The following is an 18045-nucleotide window of genomic DNA, read 5'->3' on the forward strand; positions in this document are numbered from 1 at the left end:
ATCTTGGATGTCAATCCAGATTTACTCTAAATCTAACAGTACTGCACCAGCAATACCCGGTTCGGTCATTTCGTAAGGGTTTAAAATCAAATCTAGTTCTTCTTCTGTTAGGACATCATATTGCAGGCATAATTCACGAACGGATTTTCCATTTTCGATTGCTTCTTTTGCGATGCGTGCGGCAACCTCATATCCGATATGAGGATTAACTGCGGTAATAATGCCTACGCTTTTTTCTACATATCCTTTTAGGCGATCTTCATTTGCCTCGATACCTGAAAGACAATATCCGGTAAATACACGGAACCCATTATTCATTAAACTGATTGATTGAAGTAAATTAAAAACAAGCACAGGCTCCATTACATTTAATTCAAATTGGCCAGCTTCTGAAGCAAGACAAATGGTATGGTCATTTCCAATGACCTGGAAGGCTATTTGATTGATGAGTTCTGGCATGACTGGATTCACCTTACCCGGCATAATGGATGAACCTGGCTGACGGGTTGGAAGTGAAATCTCAGAAAAGCCTGCACGTGGCCCAGATGCCATCAAACGTAAGTCATTCGCAATTTTTGACATGTTGATCATACATACTTTCAATGCAGCGGATACTTCTGTATAAGCATCTGTATTCTGAGTAGCGTCTACAAGATGCTCTGCATGGACTAATGGAAACCCGCTAATTTCCGTCAGGTACTTTACCACATACTCAATATAAAGCGAATCTGCATTTAAGCCCGTCCCCACTGCCGTTGCTCCTATATTCACTTCATATAAATGAAGACGTGATTTCTTTATACGGTAAATATCCCGCTCCAGTACCCGGCTATAGGCCTCAAACTCTTGCCCAAGGCGAATCGGAACGGCATCTTGAAGGTGTGTACGTCCCATTTTAATGACATGATCAAACTGTTGCGCCTTTTTCTTGAATTCCAGATACATGTACTGCAATGTTTCTAGTAACTTTTCTAATAGACTAAGCGTTGCAATATGAATCGCTGTTGGAAATACATCATTAGTTGATTGCGACATATTCACATGGCTATTGGGACTTAAATGGCTGTAGGATCCCTTTTCATGACCGAGTAATTCAAGTGCACGGTTGGTGATCACTTCATTTACATTCATATTCATGGATGTCCCTGCTCCCCCTTGAATGGGGTCAACGATAAACTGGTCGTTCCATTTACCTTCCATTATTTCATCTGTTACCTGAACGATCACTTTACCAAGACCATCGAATAATCGCTTAGTCTTCATATTGGACATAGCTGCCGCTTTCTTTACCATGGCAAACGCTTTTATTAATTCCTCATGAATGCGATAGCCAGAAATAGGGAAGTTCTGAATTGCACGTATTGTTTGAATCCCGTAATACGCCTGCATCGGCACCTCTCTTTCACCTAGAAAGTCTTTTTCAATACGCCCATTATCCTTAAGCATGCTGATTCCACCTTGTCTCTTATTAAATAATAGAGGTCATAACTCTATCATTTTCCGTAAAGGAACGGAGCAATATTTCTTTTAGGGGCCACAATAGCAAGGAGCTTATTTGCTTAAAAATGCAAAGGTCCCTCATAAAAATAGTCGGTGCCATCATGTAAAGCTGCTTTACTATATGAAAACTTGAACTAATAAACGGTGGATTTCTACGTCAATTCCCGATCAATGTTCATAATTCCCTGCAGAATTAAGTTTCCGGCTTTTTCAATATCCTTAGGCAGACTGTATTCTTCAGGACAATGACTTTTCCCATCAATGCTTTTCACGAAGACCATAGCTGATTTTGTAATCATTGCCATATGAGCGGCATCATGTATTGCCATACTGGGGAACGTCATAAAAGGCTCTTCCATCTCCTTAGCTGTGCTTTGTAATATTTGAACAATATCCTCATCTAAAACAACTGGTTTTTGATCAAGAAAAATCTGTTGCTGAACGTCCACCTTTCTTTTTCTCACTATTTCTTCCCAAGCACTCTGTATAACGTTAACCTTATGTTGAATCTTCTCTTCTGTTTCTCCTCTGACTTCATAGATAAAATCAATTTGTCCTGGAATAATATTTGCCGCATTCGGAAAGACAGTCAATTTGCCGACCGTTCCAACTACACTGCTGCCACTTCCTTGGCAATGACGTTCCACTTCAAGAATCATTTCAGCTACAGCAGTCAATGCATCCTTTCTATGTTCCATCAATGTCGTACCCGAGTGATTGGACTGCCCGATAACCCTTACTTTACTTCGATAAGTTCCGACAACTCTGTTGATGAAAGCCATAGCTATATTTTCACTTTCCAATCGCTGTCCCTGCTCAATGTGCAGTTCAATAAAAGCCTTTTTGTTCTTTCCCATTTCCGTCATCATCGGGAATTTATCAAGGCCTCCCCCGGCTTTAATGAGTTCATCACTAAGACGGGCACCTGTTGAATCAAAGACATCTTGCAGCATTTCGATTTTTAATTTGCCGACGAAAGAACGGCTTCCAAACGTCGATAAGTTAAAATCATTCGATTCTTCAGCCGTAAATGAAACGATTTCCAAGTCATGGTCAAGAATCACGTTATTTTCAATTAGTGTTTTTATAATTTCTTTCGCCATAAGTACACCTAACGGGCCATCATATTTGCCTCCATTCGGAACTGAATCAAGGTGAGAACCAATAACGATACTGCCTTGTTTGTTTCCATTCCCCTTGTGCCTTCCCCAAATATTAGCGGCCCCGTCAATAGTGACCTTTAAATCCATATTCTCTAATTCCTTAATAAACCGTGCTCGCACTTCATGATCAGCTTGTGAAAAACTGGGTCTTGTCACTCCTCCTTGATCATCTTTTCCGTATTCAGCATACTCCTTGATGTCCGACAGTAATCGGTTAATATTGATTTTCATAGCTGCTCACTCCCTCACTTTCTCCTAGCAACTTCTTTATTCGTCACCTTTTACCCCATAGGAAGGTGCGAGTTCCGGCTCAATTGCCCTGGATTTATAATTTTCTGCTTGCGGACTATAAATCTCCCATAGTTTTTTCAAATCATTTAGTGGATCATCGCTATAATCAACACGCAGATCTACATAAGCGAACGGCGTATCCGGATGATAGACCAAAAGTGCAATCGAATGTTCTTGATCAAGCTCCCCTCCCATGTTAAAACCGAGTTCAAGAGCTGAAATTAACCGCTCGGGTAAAGAGAGTTCCTTCTGTTTAAGAAAATGTTGGCCCATCGCTTTTGGGATTTCTGGATTGCTTAATAGGTTACCGATGCTGGCAACATCAGTGGCATAATAGTCCCCGTATACTCCAAGCGCTTTTTCACCTGTAAACACGCCTGATCCCCCGTTAGCATCGACAACAGCCAGCTGTCTAAAATCAGGGAAGTCCGAGGCAGCCACCATTGTCCGAATCGATGCCTCGGCACCGTAACCTGTTTCCAAAGCTGAAAGTCCTATGTCTGCTAGTCTAGGATCTGTGACATTTTGTGTCAGGATGACACCTATATTCGATTTGACCCAGGGACATCTTGCGCCAACAGCGGGGCTGCTGGAAGTGACAATAGCTCCTAGGGCTCCTGTTGAAGAGCAGCGTCCTGCCACAGAAAACGTACTTGTTATGTTCATTTTTATTCCTCCCTTGAAAATAAGGAGCAACCAACATGATTTTTCCAATCGTTGCTGCTCCATACATTTAAATGATATTTATTGAATCCCTTTATTCCTTACCGCTAATTATTGCTTCGACGTCTATTTCCACGAGCATTTCAGGAAGTGCCAGCCCATTGACGACAAGTCCTGTACTAACTGGGTATACGCCTTTAAAATGCTTAGCAATAACAGCGTAGGCTTCTTTTCGAAAAGAACGATCAGTGACATAAGTTGTGAGTTTGCAAACGTCTTCCATTTTCCCCCCTGCTTCTTCAAGCAACTGCTTGATGCAGCGACAAGCATTCTCTGTCTGTTCAGTCACATCATTCTCTCCGTGAAAATTACCTTCCAGATCAAATGCAGTTTGCCCTCTCATAAAAATACGGTTTCCCGCACGAACGACCATAGAAAATTCATTTGCCACGTGATGAGATTTCTCCCCCATATCAGCTGGATAAAATTTATTCGTTTCAAATTTACGATATCTTTTAATTTCCATTTTCGAATTCTCCCTTGCTTCTTATTATTAATGAATTTCCAAACTATTTTTTCTGGCATTTTGGTTCTCACACATTGAAATCAAAGTAAAACAATCGACCCCTAGCAGCTTTTTTGCCTGAGGATAGTTTCCTTGTTGCAAAAGCTTGCGAATGCGTGAAGAAGAGATCATTTCACCTCGTTCACATGTCAGGGGCTGTAACACTTCCACTCTAAAATAGCGGCGTAATACTTCGATGGTGCCCTTTCTATTTTTTCCGAATAGGAAGTTAGGGCCTTCCCAGATTTCAATGGGACTTATCTCTTTTAATTCTTTAATGAATACCGAAACTTCCTTTTGAGTAAACGCTTCATCAAATGGACCGACTATAACATGGTCAACTCCTAGCATTTCGAGGCGATGGAGCTTCTCTTCCACTGTCATTAACAGTTGGCAGCCTTTAAAAAAGACTTTTGGAGGAGGATCAAAAGTATATACAACAAAAGGAACTCCAAGCTTCATGGCCCGTTCTTTTGCCTTTAATAGCAATGCTTGATGCCCCATGTGGATGCCGTCAAGTGCACCAATCGACAGAACCGATGCAGAAAGCTGTAAGGTTCCTTGTGTATGTATTTCCAATGAAATCTTCCCCTTTCTATATATAAGATTACTGATTAGTAACAGTAATAGCTGAGTTTAAATCTGCTGCTTTACGAACCATTTCGCGCTGTGCTTTCATATCAAAGCTATTGAAAACTGACATCTGTTGAGCAAATGGAGGACTTTGAGCAAACAATTCAAAGGTAGTTCTATGCCCTGCATAAGAAGAATTCAATAGGTCTCTCGCAAAGTATAGTAATTTCCCTCGTTCTTTTGCGCTCCACTCCCCAACGGAATAGTACTTATCAACATATTCTTGAATCGCTGGATCTGCAAACGTTTCGGAATCTGGTGTAACGGCAAGTTGCCCTCCTACGAGTTCCCTCGTTAAATGTGCCATCGCCGGGAAATTGGATAGTGCAAATACACGGCCAGTGTAAAGAAGAGATTGATTTGGCATCATTAAACCGCCGGGGCTGACTTCCGCATTTGCAACAGCAGCTGTTAAATGAGCATTAATTCCTTCCCGGTAATTAATAAGCTGAGATATTTTTTCCCTTACTGCCTGCAGCTTTGTCAGACCTGTTTGTTCAACGTTCAATAAAGCCGTTCCTAGCAAATAATCTGCTCTGCGCAATACTCTAAGGACGTAGTTAAAGGCAGAATACCGATGCAAAGTGGAACGAATGTACGCAGCAGAGGCTAATGAACGATGGAACAAGACGTTTTCCCATGGAATAAGGACGTTATCGAATATTAGCAATGTATCAATTTCTTCAAATTTTGTGGAGATTGGATAATCTGTATCATTTTTCCCTGTACCGAGGGACGTACGGCAAATGTGCTTTAATCCAGGAGCTCCCATATCAGCGATGAACCCACAAGCAAATGGGGCCATCGTTTCTTCTCCGGCTTCCCAGTTCAAGATGGTCGGTTTAACAAACGCCTGGTGAGCATAGGCGGCAGCCGTTTCAAACTTCGCACCCTTTACGACAATTCCTTTATCGTTTTCTTCAACAACATGAAGCAGGGTTCCGCCATCTTTTCCGCTAAAAAGTTTGCTCCGGTCCCCTTTTGGATCCGTATTAGCGGAAACGTGGAACAAGTCTTCCCTTGCCACGCGATCGATATGATTGGCAATATTTTTCGCGTAAGTAGGGTTAATTTCATTTAATTTATCCTGCGCGTCATATAAGGACCACATTTCACCAATCGTTTCATCACCAACACGGTATACAACTCCGCCAAGATCATCAAGCACAGTTTCCACGTGATTGCGGATTCCTGTCAAATCTTCTTTAGTCTTTGGCGCTTTATACGCTCGTGAAACGACTTCGCCATCTTCCAATCGAGTTGTTAACTTATCCTTATTTTCAGGGTCAAAGGCCATGTCATACATTCTTGCTTTCACATCAACTATCGGTTTAAACGATGGGTGTTCAGCTACATTTGTGACCCTTTCCCCATCGATGAATACTTCCCTGCCGTCATTCAAAGATTCACGATATTGCTTACCAGTCATTAAAGCCATAAAATTTCCTCCTTTTAGATGATTTGTTGATTAATTATCATAATGACTTAGACACACAGCTAGTTTTAACTTCAGTTTTAAGCTTTCTTGAACGAACCAAATTCTCCTTTGAAATACACGAGTGGATCCCCTAAGAGTGCATCGGCTTTTTGAACCTCCGCCAGAAAGACGGAATGAGTACCTCCCGTTACTTCTTCGACCACCCTGCATTCAATCTGGGCAAGCGTGTTGTTTAAAACAGGGTTACCCAGTTCGCCATAGGACATTTCCACACCTTTGAACTTCTCAGTGTTTGACCTGGCAAACTGCATCGCAAGCGCGCCCTGGTTTTCAGCAAGAATGTTTACAGTAAATGAACCTGCTTTCGAAATTGCATGACATGTTCCTGTATTTTTATTGGCACATACAAGTAGCATTGGAGGTTCAAGAGACACGGAACTAACTGCGCTGGCAGTAATCCCATAATCTATTTCACTTTCCCTTACGGTAATTATCGATACTCCACTGGTGAAATGACTGATTACATTTCTAAATGATTCAGGACTCACTAATTGTAACGATTGATTATCATCAGAAGAGATATTACTCATATAAAATGCATCCCCCTTTTTTATATTTAAGGAATTATTCTCAATGTGTTCCTTAAATAAATCATAAAAAAAAACCAGCGGATTGTCAACTGAATTTTCTAACAATTCTTATAGTTTTATTTTTCTTGATCATCCATTAATTAAAGGTAAGGATACTGCTTGCTGCAATAGAGCAACTTATTCAACATATATACTAATGTTTACTATAATTGTTATAATCGATTAAAGAAGATCCAAAAGAAACTGTAAGCATAAAAAAGCAGGAATTATTCGATTAATTAAGTTATTGCCTGAAATAATACATAACGTTTTTGGAAAATTTGCAAGTTATTCTATTAGGTGGTGTTTCAACTATGAAAATAAAAGCCGGGATTGTTGGTCCAAGTGACTATGTACAGATTATATGCGATATTGCAAATGAATACTCAGACAGACTGTACCCGATTCCATTTGGATATCAAAATGCCGAAGAGGCGACAAATATCGTGAAACAAAATCAACAGTTGGTCGACCTTTGGATTTTTGCAGGTCCAGCTCTCTATCCTTTTGTTGAAAAAAGCGGTTCCAAACAACCATTTTTTTATCTTAACTTAGATGGGGCAAGCTTAACAAAAACTTTAGTGGAAGTGTTTTATAAAGATTCTAAAAGCCTCAATCGGATGAGTATTGATTTGCTTAAAGAACGTGATGTATATGAGACTTATCATGATCTCGGCATTTCATATGAAGATATTCATGTACATGAATATCTTCAAGATACTTCTCTCCAGGATCTTCTTAAATTTCATCAAAAACTATTTAAAGAGGGAAAAGTTGATATTTGCATTACCTGTCTATACTTTGTATACGAACAATTGAAGTTACAAGGGATTCCTGTGTATCGAGTTACCCCTACACGCAGCAACATACGTGAAACGCTAAAAACAGCGATCCAAAAATGGGAAACCCTTCATTTTAAACAATCACAAATTGCTGCTATTTTTATCAAAGTGGAAAACATGGATACAAACATGAATCACCACACCATATCCTACGATTTACATCGCTTGAACTTAAAAGTACAAGATGCTGTATTAAACTTTTCCGAATCTATTTTCGGCACTTTTGTACCTCTTGGCGTTGGAACATTTGTAGTTTTCTCCACGAGAGGTTCCATCAAAGAAACCGGGCAACAAATTGGAGATCTTTTGGAAAAATTAGCTCTAATTTCAGAATTACCATCGAACGTTGGAATCGGCTATGGAGAAACTGCATTGGCTGCAGAGGAAAATGCACGACTTGCTTTGAATCATGCACAAAATTACGATTCTTTTTGTGCATTCCTTGTTGATGATAGAGGGATTATTGAAGGTCCTCTTAAAGAACAAGAAAGCATTTCTTTTGGCTATCGAACGGAGAATAAGGAAATCAGTGAAAAACTTAAACAGTGTGGCGTCACGATTACAACACTTAACAAGATTTTGTCTGTACAAAAAAGAACGGGGAACCACTCTATAACAGCATCAATTCTTGCAGAATGGTTAAAAATGACACCCCGGAACGCACGGCGAATACTTAATGGTTTAGTCGAGCAAGAGATTGCCGAAATAATTGGTGAAGAAGCACCGACAGCTAAAGGAAGACCTAGAAAGATATATCGAGTTAATGGTGAATTGGAGACTAAAACGGAATAGACCGATTAAAAACCCAGGCACTCAATTTCCATCTCACCTTTTAAATTAGATTAGGAGCAGAATACTCCTTTTTTTATTCAAATGGTAATCGAAGTTTTATGTGTTGTATGTTTACAGCTTTTTTTAAGAAATCTTGGGGATAAACCCAAACATTAACAAAACACCATTTAAGGCGTTTCAGACTGTAGACAAACTCGATGAAAATCGAGTTTGTCTACAGTTTTTTATCGGTTTGAACAATTTGAACGTAGCCCCTCCAAGCGTCAGATGGTGTCCTTCACTTCTATGTAATTTCTTTTGGAAGTAAATCCCTTCAGCAACATCTATGGTGCCCTACTGGGTTTGGTATGTAAAAACAACTTAGTTGCAACACTTAATCTAAATTCGATTATCTTTTTAAGTTGATTTTATTATCCATTGTTAATTGGAATTGCATTACTGTCCTTTGTTTAGGATATTTAAAATAAAGTCATGTTCGCAACATTTGTCCAAAACAAGAAAAAGAGCAATGTTGTTTCTTTACAGACTCATAGATAATCGCTAGACCTATTGGCAGTTTTCTTATTAACTCGTATGCTTACTACCATAATAGACTAACTGTTTTCCTTCCTGTTCTTCCATTTTGAATCCACGCCAACCTTTTGCGATAATTCCTTGCTGTGATGCTATCTCGTTCATCTCAATGATCTGGATTTCCTGCCAAGGAGATGCATCCACTACAGCCAATTCCTTGACAAATATATAACGCAATTGCCCACCATATTTCTCCTTTAATGCTACAATTTCCATTCCCTGGGCAAATTTATCTTTTAAGCTTGGGATGTTAAAAGGCGCAACTGTACAGCATACATATCGATAAGGCGACTCCTGCTTGTTCAACTCCTTCATGATCAACATTGCAAGTGTCTGTTGCAGTTTGTTTCCCCTGTATGCAGGCAGTACGTTTGAAATTTCCTGATAAATAACTTCCGACAGCTCGTTTTCCATCAATCCGAAATCTCTCCCTAGATGTTCCCCATCAATAGGAGGAGCCAGCAACGCCCGGAATGCAATGAGTTCCTCAGAAACGAATGCTCCAATCATGATCCCATTTCCTTCTAGAATATATTGAAACTCTTCCTTAGTAAGCGGTTGAAGCACACCTTTATCCGTCAAATGGTGAACGACCTGTTCTTGAACTTGCAAAATACCGGTTAAATCCTCCAACACTAATTTTCTGACCTCATAGCGTTTATACTTATTATCCTTTTTGATGGTACCCTCATAAATCAATTCCAAAGTTACTCCCCCTATTATTGGATGACATCATGAAAAACTGTTAAATCAACTAGCGTTTCTTCATTTATCGCTACACCTAAACCTGGTTTTTCGGTCAATCTGATATATGGTACATCATAAGAAAGATCCCCTACATCCCTAGAGAATTTCAATGGACCAGTGAGTTCTACGCTTGTGATCACTTTTTTGGAAAATGCGACATGGAAGCCTGCTGCAGAACCAATAGATGATTCTACCATTGAACCAATCTGACATTCTAACCCAGCAAGCTCTGCTTGGTGGGCTAGCTTTATTGCCGGATATATACCACCGCATTTCATCAGTTTAATATTCACTTTATCGGCTGCTCGTTTCTGGATAATTTCACGCATTTCCCGTGTGCCCTTTAATCCCTCATCAATCATCAGCGGAATCGTAGACTTTGATTTTATTTCAACCATCCCATCGATGTCATCAGCAGCTACCGGTTGTTCAAGCCAATCAAGCTGGCAATCACGCAATTGATCAATCGCCACAAGAGTTACCGCACTATTCCGCCATCCTTGATTAACATCTGCACGTATAGCGATTTTATCACCTACAATGGAGCGGACAGCTTGAATGCGTGCCACATCCTCACTGACATTGGTGCCAACCTTCATTTTAAATGACCGATAGCCCTGCTCTACCATAGCTGCCGCTTCTTCCGCCATTTTTTCAGGAGGAGCTATACTTAAGACATGGGTAATGGGGAACTCATCATGATAACGTCCCCCGATTAACTGGTAGACAGGCTGCCCCAGTTTCTTACCCATGATATCAAAGCAAGCAATGTCAATGGCCGCCTTAGCTGTAGGGGCACCATAAATCGCTTTGTCCATCAAGTCATGAAGACTTTCGATATCAAATGGATTCCTGCCCAACAGTATGGGTCCCAACGTATTTTTCAACACCTGGTAGGTCCCTTCCAAGGTTTCACCTGTCACATGCTCGTCTGCCACACCTTCCCCGTACCCCACAAACCCATCATCCGTCTCCATTTTGACAAGGATCGATGGCATAAATTCGTAGGTATGGTAACTGACCACAAATGGCTCTTTAAGAGGCAGATGGATTGCATAAAGGTGGATCGCTGTAATTTTCATTTCCAAAACTCCCTTTCGATTCACAAGATTGTACGAGTTTGATATAGTTGTCGTTAATAAACCGTTATTTAGAATACATTAGCTCTTTCACTTGGAGGTTAACAATGAATACAAGAATTGCTGTCATTGGTTCCACTGAATTTATCGAAAGAATTGAATCCATCACATCCGAGATTGCCGATATTGATTTCGACGCCTATGTATATCAGAAACCTACAGAGGCAGGTATGCTTGTAAAGACACTCAAGCCGTGTGATGCTGTGTTGTTCTCAGGGGCGTTGCCGTACTACTTTTCAAAAAAATATCATGAGCACCTTCCGATTCCTTCTTTTTATTTAGCACAAGATGAAATGTCGGTCGCTTCTTCCTTACTATCCGTGCTTTATCAAAAAAAAATGTCTCCTCATCGAATTTCCATCGATGTTAGCAACGCCTCGATCGTAACGAACGTATTAACTGACCTTGAAATCGAGATGGAGCCAAGCTATATCATTGATTACCAGGAGATGCTTGATGACTCATTTGATATTTCAATGATCACTTCTTATCATCATAAACTTTGGAAGGATGGTTTCATTGATCTTGCACTAACAAGCATACATTCTGTATTTGATCAACTGCAGCTTATTGGGGTACCTGCCATGCGCATGGTTGATCCCCGAAGCTCCATCTTTAAAGCGCTGCATGATATTAAAGCCTATACCGAACTAATTAAAAGCAGATCTTCACAGATTGCCGTTTGCTATGTCATATCTGAAGATGCGAACGCTCATGAACTGATAGATGGTTTGGCACATGAAATACAAGCCTCCGTCCAGCTGCTGGAAGACTGCCATTTCATCCTGTATAGCACTCGTGGTGATATCGAATCGTTGATAAAGAAAAACGGCATGAATCATATTTTTGCCAAATTCAAGAAGAAGAGTAAGATTGGTTTCGGATATGGTTCAACCATTTTGGATGCAGATCGCCATGCAAAGATTGCCCTCGGTTTTGCTGAAAAACATGGTGAGTACAAATGCGGATACATTCTCACGGAAGACAAGGATTTGCTTGGACCGTTTCCACAGCACACCAAACAGCAACGCTTGAAAAACGATCATCCCGAACTTCTTCAGGTTGCCAAACAGACAAAATTGAGCCCTGCAAACATATCTAAAATCATCCAGTTCAGTCATTCCCGCCAATCCGTCCAATTCACAGCTGCAGAACTAGAGGATTATTTACAGGTGACCCGTCGTACCACAGAAAGAATTATAAAAAAGCTATCCGATCATGGTCATGTTACCATCGTCGGCGAAGAAATGACCTATTCGAAGGGACGCCCTAGAGCTGTTTATCAACTTAATTTGCCAGTATACTAGATTTAAAGTAAAGAAAGGTTCTCTCAAATGGAACCTTTCTTCGCTAGAGTTCTCTTGCTTTATTGCAGGTCATATTTAAAATTTGGCAAGTATTTCAAATAGGTAAGGTTGCTTCCTCTTCTTTCTTGATATTCTGAATTTCGGCTTCTGTCAATTTCGTAATGGTAAAGCCAGTCATCGCGTAAATAATAGAAATAACCGGGATGATAAAATTCAGAATTGCATATGGTGCATAATCGAATGCATGCACTCCAAGTGTTGCCAGAATGAATACTCCGCAAGTATTCCAAGGAACAAATACTGAAGTCAGTGTTCCGCCATCCTCAAGCGCACGGGATAGATTTTTCGAGTGAAGTCCTTTATCACGATAAGCTTTTACATACATACGTGAAGGAATAACGATGGAAATATATTGTTCTGAGCATGTTACATTCGTCGCAAAGCATGATAAAACAGTTGACGCAACGACGCTTCTTGATGTTTTTGCAAATTTTAATATTTGCTTTACAATCGCTTGAAGCATGCCTGTGTTTTCAAGGATTCCACCAAATGTCATCGCAACAATCGTCATGGACACGGTGTACATCATTGAATCCAACCCGCCGCCGTTAAACAGCTTGTCGACCATTTTATCGCCCGTATCAATCACGAAGCCGCTTTGCAACGCTGCTATTGCATCAGCCATGCTGCCACCTTGAATGAATATTTGTGATAAAAAGCCGAGCAACACCCCTATAATCAACGCTGGAATGGCTGGAACCTTTTTAGCAACAAGGATAATGACGATTAACGGAATGATCAATAAGAATGGAGAAATGAAAAAGCTATCCTGCAAAATACGCATCGTTTGTTCAATATTCTCAGCGTTCATATCTCCTTTACCAAAATCCTTCCCAAGAATGGCGTATACGACCAAGGCAATGATAAATCCTGGAATTGTCGTGTAAAGCATATGGCGAATATGCACGAATAAATCTGTTCCTGTCAGTCCGGATGCAAGGTTGGTCGTGTCTGAAAGCGGTGACATTTTGTCACCAAAATATGAGCCTGAAATAATAGCCCCCGCAATCATTGGCGCTGGTATTCCCATACTAAGACCAATCCCCATCCCAGCAACACCGATTGTCCCCATCGTTGACCAAGAACTGCCGATTGCCAATGATACCACTGCACAAATAACGGAGATGCTAACAAGAAAAAATGAAGGAGTGAGGATTTTAAGACCATAATATATCATGGTGGCAACAATTCCTCCGCCCATCCAAGCCCCGATTGTCATCCCTACCAGAATAATGATGACGACTGCTGGCAGAGCGAGACGTATTCCCTTGTACATGGACTCTTCAATTTCATTCCACTTATATCCAGAATACCAAGCAACAATAGCAGCAGCTGATGTTCCGACAATAAGCGGAATATGCGGACCCTGTTCCAGCCAAACCACCGTAATTGCCATCATTACAATCATGACGACGAGCGGTATTATTGCAACTCCGAATGACATTTCTTTTTTCATAAAGCATCCCCTTTGTTATTAATTTTCATGAATCTATTATTTTGATGACTATTTAAAAACAAAAATATATGTCGTTAAATAGTCGTTAATAGAATTATCATAATATTTCTACGAATAACCGTCAATTAATATTTTGAAAGTTAACTCTCCTTAACAAACCATTGGAAATCCCTTACAGTCACTAAAAAAAACTACAGTAACAACTGTAGTTCATCAATGAATTAATTCATTTCCATTTATTTTTCATCTTCTGACCTTCCTCAAAAGACAAAGATTTTTTATCTATCATTTTCAATGAATTACTCTTTAAATCCAATTCATAAGTATTTAATACCCAAGGTAAATCTTCCAGATTGTAATAACCCATTGTTTCTAACCTATTTTTCTCATTGAACCTTGGTGGTAAAGTATAGAACAAAGCACTCTTTACTGATACTATTTTTTCATTATCAACATATTACAGATAGCCTGCCTTTGTGTTACAGTCTAATTGATTTGAAACCACCACGATATCAGGATAAGATTTAGATATTATCGGAAACACGGTTCTTTGGGTTTGGTTATAAGGATAATCCTTTAATATGATGGATGTCGTTTTTATTTCTTTTTCACCTTGTTTTCGAATTAGAAAACTATAATTACCTATAAATACTTCGTCGCCTGTGCTGCAAAGGTAATAGTCTGTTTTAGTTTCTTTAGGAGCAAAAAAATAAACATTATAACCAATCCCTTTAGTATCTTTAACTTTTAACAAAACTCTGCTTTTTTCAGAAATATTAATTTCTGTTGCATAAGAGTAAGTTTGAAGGTGTAAATAAGTAAAAAGAAATACTGCTATAAAAAATATTCTTGTTAACCTCATCGGGGTCACTCCTATTAAAATTTTCTATGCATTTTAGTCCCAAAGTAATTTCACATTTAAAATCCATTACTTTACTATTTGGAGACAAGAGAATTCTATACTGCTTTTAGCCTCAGTCCGTTGCACTACTACACTTCTTGAACCTACCCTGCCGTTAGTCAGGAATAATCTCCAAATGGAACCACACCTCTCAACTAACCAGCTAAATAGGCTGACAATTCTCTTATTCAGTACTTAATTGGCCATGGCAAATAACCCTCCAAAACTCTTTTGGAAGGGTGTTTCTCTGTAACACAAAACCGCTATTTGGCCAAATCCATGAACGATTTTTCTCATTTTCTTAACACTATATGAGGAGTTTCTTGTTACGGAAGCGAGCGACTCTTTTTCATACGTTACTGGTAATTTTCAACGATTAACTAAATTGATTTAACCAATTTCAAAGATAATCACGGCTGATTTTTTTCCAATAATCGATTGGATCACTTATATTCTTCTTCAATAATTTATTCTCCCGTTTCTTTCCCTAAAAATTAATTAATAGTCATTCTACCTTAACTTTAATTTGATCAATGGCATTATACCCATAACCTTTTTTATTCCAAAAAGGAAAATTCGGTTGAATTTGACCAAATGAATCTGTTGCTCTGGATTTAATCGTATACTCACCTTTTTCAAGTATAGTCCATTCAAATGACCAACTAACCCATCCATAATCAATATTCTGACGAGGTAATATATCGGCGTTTCTCCATGTATAGCCACCATCAAGACTAATTTCCATCTTTGTAATTACTCCTTTTCCTGTCCATGCAATTCCTTTTATTAAATGATTACCAGTATTTATAATTTCCATATCCAGCGGTTTTTGGATAGTCGAATTAATATTTATTGTAGTAACTGGAAATGCACCTTTATCATTGTCTTGATTTGGATAATACACATAATCAATTGTTTGAAACGGCCCATTGAATGTAGAATCAATAACACTTATCTGCTTTATCCACTTAACTGATGCCATTGCATACCACTGCGGAACTATTAACCTCAGTGGATAACCATGTTTAAAAGGAATTGGCTGGTTATTATATTCATATGCAATAATGGTATCTGGATGCAGTGCTTTCTCGATAGGCAAACTCCTGGTATAGGTATAAATCTCATCTAGATCTTTCCTATTTCCATAATCATAACCCTCCACGACAACTTCTTTTGCCCCTTCCCCTATTCCAGATAATTCAAGTAATCTCCGTAATGGTACACCTTTCCACCTACCTTGGCTAATAGCTCCCTTTCCCCATTGTTCTCCAAATATTTTAGGTTCGAAGAGATTACGCTTGTCACCCGAGCATTCAAGGACAACTTCCACTGTTTTTGATGGGTATTGAAGAATGTCTTGCATGGACAGTAGTAAAGGAGCGGATACTAACCCATTTATAGGGAGCCAATAGTTTGAATAGGAAAGAGTCGGATAAGAAAAGTGGTTCCTTCTATAAAATAATTGATTTTCCATGCTATCATTATTGATGAAATGAATCGGTGTCTCCTGATTTTCCGGCTGCAAACTACGTGTCAATAAATAGGGTTTCACTTTATGTGGATTTGTCATAATTCCCCCCTAATTAAAATGAATCATTATAGATGTATACGTTCGGTACAGCCTAATTAGGTTATTGAATTTTAACTTCAAATACAGGCGAGCTTTATGCCGGCTAAAAATAGCCGCTTCTCGAGAAAGTTATTGTAACTATATTTTTTATTTGAAATAATTAAAATTGGACTAACTGGCTATTCGGGACAGAACAACAGTGATGAGAGGCTGCCTATCATATTTTAAGAAGGAGTGTTTCTAATGGATAGTACTATACAAACTTCTTTTGAAAATTTACTTTCTCAAGATAAGGACTTACAATACGAAGCCTACAATCATATCCTTGCTTCTACCAAAGAAGAGGTGGACTGGGCTTATGATGTATGGGACCAATTGAAGGAGGATTTGACTCATTCTGATAACCACCGAAGATCAAGGGCGGCACAATTTCTTAGCAGTTTGGCGAAAAGTGATCCTGAGAAAAGAATGCTAAAGGATTTCCCATTGGTTTGGGAAGTGACAAAAGATAAAAAATTCGTCACCGCAAGACATAGCCTACAATCTATATGGAAAATAGGTCTAGCTGGCACTGAGCAAAAAGAAATGGTAATAAGAAGTCTTGTTGATCGGTATTTAAATTGCGTTCATGAAAAAAACTACACGTTAATTCGTTTTGATATTATTCAAGGACTTAGGAACTTGTTTAATGAAATAAAAGATGAAGAAATAAAGCAAATCGCACTGAATTTAGTTGAAAAAGAAGAGGATGCAAAATATCAAAAGAAGTATGCAACTGTATGGAAAAATACGTAGAGAACGCCAACGTTGTGTCATTATAAAAGGAGAATACATATCAGACTTTTATAATATGTATTCTCTTCTTGTTAACAAAGCTCCATTCCGTGGAATGCATAATCCTTTAGGATATTAATCCAATTGCATTTTTTAGAACTTTCGGAGCCTTTTTAATTCCTTCCGTTCCTACAAAACTGCTTGCACTCGCTATTAATATGCTTGAAGAAATGAATTTGACTACATAAAAAATTCCAGATCCAATAATTAGATCTAGGATTAAAAACCTTTTAATTGTTGAGCCTTTTATTATATAAAAAACGATTTGGTTGTTTTTCTTCCTAATCAGCATTGTCACACCCTTATCTTTTTATAAAGGGTATGACAAAGAGGGGTTGTCATATTCTTCGTTATCATGTCTTTCCTATTTAATAAAACTGCTTTCCGTCAACTGGAACTGAATGAGTTTCAAGAGGTAACCCTCTTCTTCTAAAACATATAGAATAACTTAAATTTTTCCGAAATTATGTTTTTAGCTGAATGCGTATGAGGAACTTTCCTACCCTTGTATGATACCCTCAATTCACATTATTTCCCAAAGTAAAGAGCACCCAATGAATGGATGCTCCAAGGAAATGGGGTCTAACCCTTGATGGTGTTAGCAATTGTTTCTTGTTTTTACTGCAATCAAAACATCATTTTTTATCCTCTTTTTTCTTGCTGCCATTTTTATCTTCTTTTTTCTTGCTGCTTTTTTTTATCTTTACTCTTACAACATTTATTATCCTCTTTATTACTGCATTTCTCTAGTTTAAAACTATATTCCAATTTAAAACTGCATTTTTCTTCTTTAGACTTATTGTCTTTCTTACTATTATTTTTATCTTTATTACTATAATATTTATCTTTCTTACTATTATTTTTTTCCTCTTTTTCTTTTCCCATGTGATTCACCTCCATATCATGCTGTGCTTCATATTATGTTAATATTAAATTTCGCTT

At 38.7% G+C, this 18045-nt stretch carries 16 protein-coding genes; 3 read left to right on the top strand and 13 right to left on the bottom strand.

Annotation, left to right across the window (positions count from 1 at the left end):
* Positions 1-21 precede the first annotated feature (21 nt).
* From aspA to V3595_RS09070, 7 genes are all read right to left on the bottom strand, one after another.
* On the bottom strand, positions 22-1446 hold the full coding sequence (aspA, locus tag V3595_RS09040; RefSeq protein ID WP_485906691.1) for an aspartate ammonia-lyase: 1425 nt from the start codon (positions 1444-1446) through the stop codon (positions 22-24).
* Positions 1447-1652: 206 nt separating this feature from the next.
* The gene (locus V3595_RS09045; protein ID WP_485906693.1) at positions 1653-2894 is read right to left on the bottom strand and encodes a M20 family metallo-hydrolase; all 1242 of its coding nucleotides are present in this window, start codon (positions 2892-2894) and stop codon (positions 1653-1655) included.
* 36 nt (positions 2895-2930) lie between these two features.
* Entirely contained in the window at positions 2931-3620 is a 690-nt protein-coding gene (locus V3595_RS09050) for a DUF1028 domain-containing protein (RefSeq protein ID WP_485906695.1), read from the bottom strand.
* Positions 3621-3711: 91 nt separating this feature from the next.
* Positions 3712-4143, bottom strand: coding sequence for a RidA family protein (locus V3595_RS09055; protein WP_230178290.1), 432 nt, complete (start codon positions 4141-4143; stop codon positions 3712-3714).
* Positions 4144-4170: 27 nt separating this feature from the next.
* Complete coding sequence (locus tag V3595_RS09060) at positions 4171-4761, bottom strand: FAD synthetase (protein ID WP_485906696.1); 591 nt, start codon at positions 4759-4761, stop codon at positions 4171-4173.
* Between the two features lie 28 nt (positions 4762-4789).
* On the bottom strand, positions 4790-6253 hold the full coding sequence (locus V3595_RS09065) for a 4-hydroxyphenylacetate 3-hydroxylase family protein (RefSeq protein WP_485906698.1): 1464 nt from the start codon (positions 6251-6253) through the stop codon (positions 4790-4792).
* Positions 6254-6330: 77 nt separating this feature from the next.
* On the bottom strand, positions 6331-6843 hold the full coding sequence (locus V3595_RS09070; RefSeq protein WP_485906700.1) for a flavin reductase family protein: 513 nt from the start codon (positions 6841-6843) through the stop codon (positions 6331-6333).
* 311 nt (positions 6844-7154) lie between these two features.
* Between V3595_RS09070 and V3595_RS09075 the strand changes: the two genes are divergently transcribed.
* Positions 7155-8516 carry a helix-turn-helix domain-containing protein gene (locus V3595_RS09075; RefSeq protein WP_485906702.1) on the top strand — a complete coding sequence of 454 codons (1362 nt, stop codon included), beginning with the start codon at positions 7155-7157 and terminating at the stop codon, positions 8514-8516.
* A gap of 564 nt (positions 8517-9080) precedes the next feature.
* On the opposite strand, the gene V3595_RS09080 is transcribed toward V3595_RS09075, so the two are convergent.
* Complete coding sequence (locus V3595_RS09080) at positions 9081-9794, bottom strand: GNAT family N-acetyltransferase (RefSeq protein ID WP_485906703.1); 714 nt, start codon at positions 9792-9794, stop codon at positions 9081-9083.
* A 14-nt stretch (positions 9795-9808) separates the two neighbouring features.
* Positions 9809-10918, bottom strand: coding sequence for a mandelate racemase/muconate lactonizing enzyme family protein (locus V3595_RS09085; protein WP_485906704.1), 1110 nt, complete (start codon positions 10916-10918; stop codon positions 9809-9811).
* 104 nt (positions 10919-11022) lie between these two features.
* Here V3595_RS09085 and V3595_RS09090 point away from each other — a divergent pair, with 104 nt between their 5' ends.
* Positions 11023-12282 (top strand): transcriptional regulator, encoded by a 1260-nt coding sequence (locus V3595_RS09090; protein ID WP_485906706.1) that lies wholly within the window; start codon positions 11023-11025, stop codon positions 12280-12282.
* A 94-nt stretch (positions 12283-12376) separates the two neighbouring features.
* Here V3595_RS09090 and nhaC read toward each other — a convergent pair whose 3' ends face one another.
* The 3 genes from nhaC to V3595_RS09105 form a co-directional block, all read right to left on the bottom strand.
* Complete coding sequence (gene nhaC / locus V3595_RS09095; RefSeq protein ID WP_485906707.1) at positions 12377-13798, bottom strand: Na+/H+ antiporter NhaC; 1422 nt, start codon at positions 13796-13798, stop codon at positions 12377-12379.
* 457 nt (positions 13799-14255) lie between these two features.
* Positions 14256-14660: a hypothetical protein gene (locus tag V3595_RS09100; protein ID WP_485906709.1), complete on the bottom strand. Its 405-nt coding sequence runs from the start codon at positions 14658-14660 to the stop codon at positions 14256-14258.
* Positions 14661-15204: 544 nt separating this feature from the next.
* The gene (locus V3595_RS09105) at positions 15205-16269 is read right to left on the bottom strand and encodes a sulfite oxidase (RefSeq protein WP_485906711.1); all 1065 of its coding nucleotides are present in this window, start codon (positions 16267-16269) and stop codon (positions 15205-15207) included.
* Positions 16270-16512: 243 nt separating this feature from the next.
* Between V3595_RS09105 and V3595_RS09110 the strand changes: the two genes are divergently transcribed.
* Entirely contained in the window at positions 16513-17064 is a 552-nt protein-coding gene (locus V3595_RS09110; protein WP_485906712.1) for a hypothetical protein, read from the top strand.
* A 708-nt stretch (positions 17065-17772) separates the two neighbouring features.
* Here V3595_RS09110 and V3595_RS09115 read toward each other — a convergent pair.
* Entirely contained in the window at positions 17773-17988 is a 216-nt protein-coding gene (locus V3595_RS09115) for a hypothetical protein (RefSeq protein WP_485906713.1), read from the bottom strand.
* Positions 17989-18045 lie beyond the last annotated feature (57 nt).

The sequence above is a fragment of the Bacillus sp. CFBP9009 genome, assembly GCF_036541465.1.
GTDB lineage: Bacteria > Bacillota > Bacilli > Bacillales > DSM-1321 > Peribacillus.

Bases quoted from the DNA above. Each gene is read 5' to 3' on its own strand.
- aspA (WP_485906691.1), bottom strand. From the start codon at position 1,446: ATGCTTAAGGATAATGGGCGTATTGAAAAAGACTTTCTAGGTGAAAGA.
- V3595_RS09045 (WP_485906693.1), bottom strand. From the start codon at position 2,894: ATGAAAATCAATATTAACCGATTACTGTCGGACATCAAGGAGTATGCT.
- V3595_RS09050 (WP_485906695.1), bottom strand. From the start codon at position 3,620: ATGAACATAACAAGTACGTTTTCTGTGGCAGGACGCTGCTCTTCAACA.
- V3595_RS09055 (WP_230178290.1), bottom strand. From the start codon at position 4,143: ATGGAAATTAAAAGATATCGTAAATTTGAAACGAATAAATTTTATCCA.
- V3595_RS09065 (WP_485906698.1), bottom strand. From the start codon at position 6,253: ATGGCTTTAATGACTGGTAAGCAATATCGTGAATCTTTGAATGACGGC.
- V3595_RS09070 (WP_485906700.1), bottom strand. From the start codon at position 6,843: ATGAGTAATATCTCTTCTGATGATAATCAATCGTTACAATTAGTGAGT.
- V3595_RS09085 (WP_485906704.1), bottom strand. From the start codon at position 10,918: ATGAAAATTACAGCGATCCACCTTTATGCAATCCATCTGCCTCTTAAA.
- V3595_RS09090 (WP_485906706.1), top strand. From the start codon at position 11,023: ATGAATACAAGAATTGCTGTCATTGGTTCCACTGAATTTATCGAAAGA.
- nhaC (WP_485906707.1), bottom strand. From the start codon at position 13,798: ATGAAAAAAGAAATGTCATTCGGAGTTGCAATAATACCGCTCGTCGTC.
- V3595_RS09100 (WP_485906709.1), bottom strand. From the start codon at position 14,660: ATGAGGTTAACAAGAATATTTTTTATAGCAGTATTTCTTTTTACTTAT.
- V3595_RS09105 (WP_485906711.1), bottom strand. From the start codon at position 16,269: ATGACAAATCCACATAAAGTGAAACCCTATTTATTGACACGTAGTTTG.
- V3595_RS09110 (WP_485906712.1), top strand. From the start codon at position 16,513: ATGGATAGTACTATACAAACTTCTTTTGAAAATTTACTTTCTCAAGAT.
- V3595_RS09115 (WP_485906713.1), bottom strand. From the start codon at position 17,988: ATGGGAAAAGAAAAAGAGGAAAAAAATAATAGTAAGAAAGATAAATAT.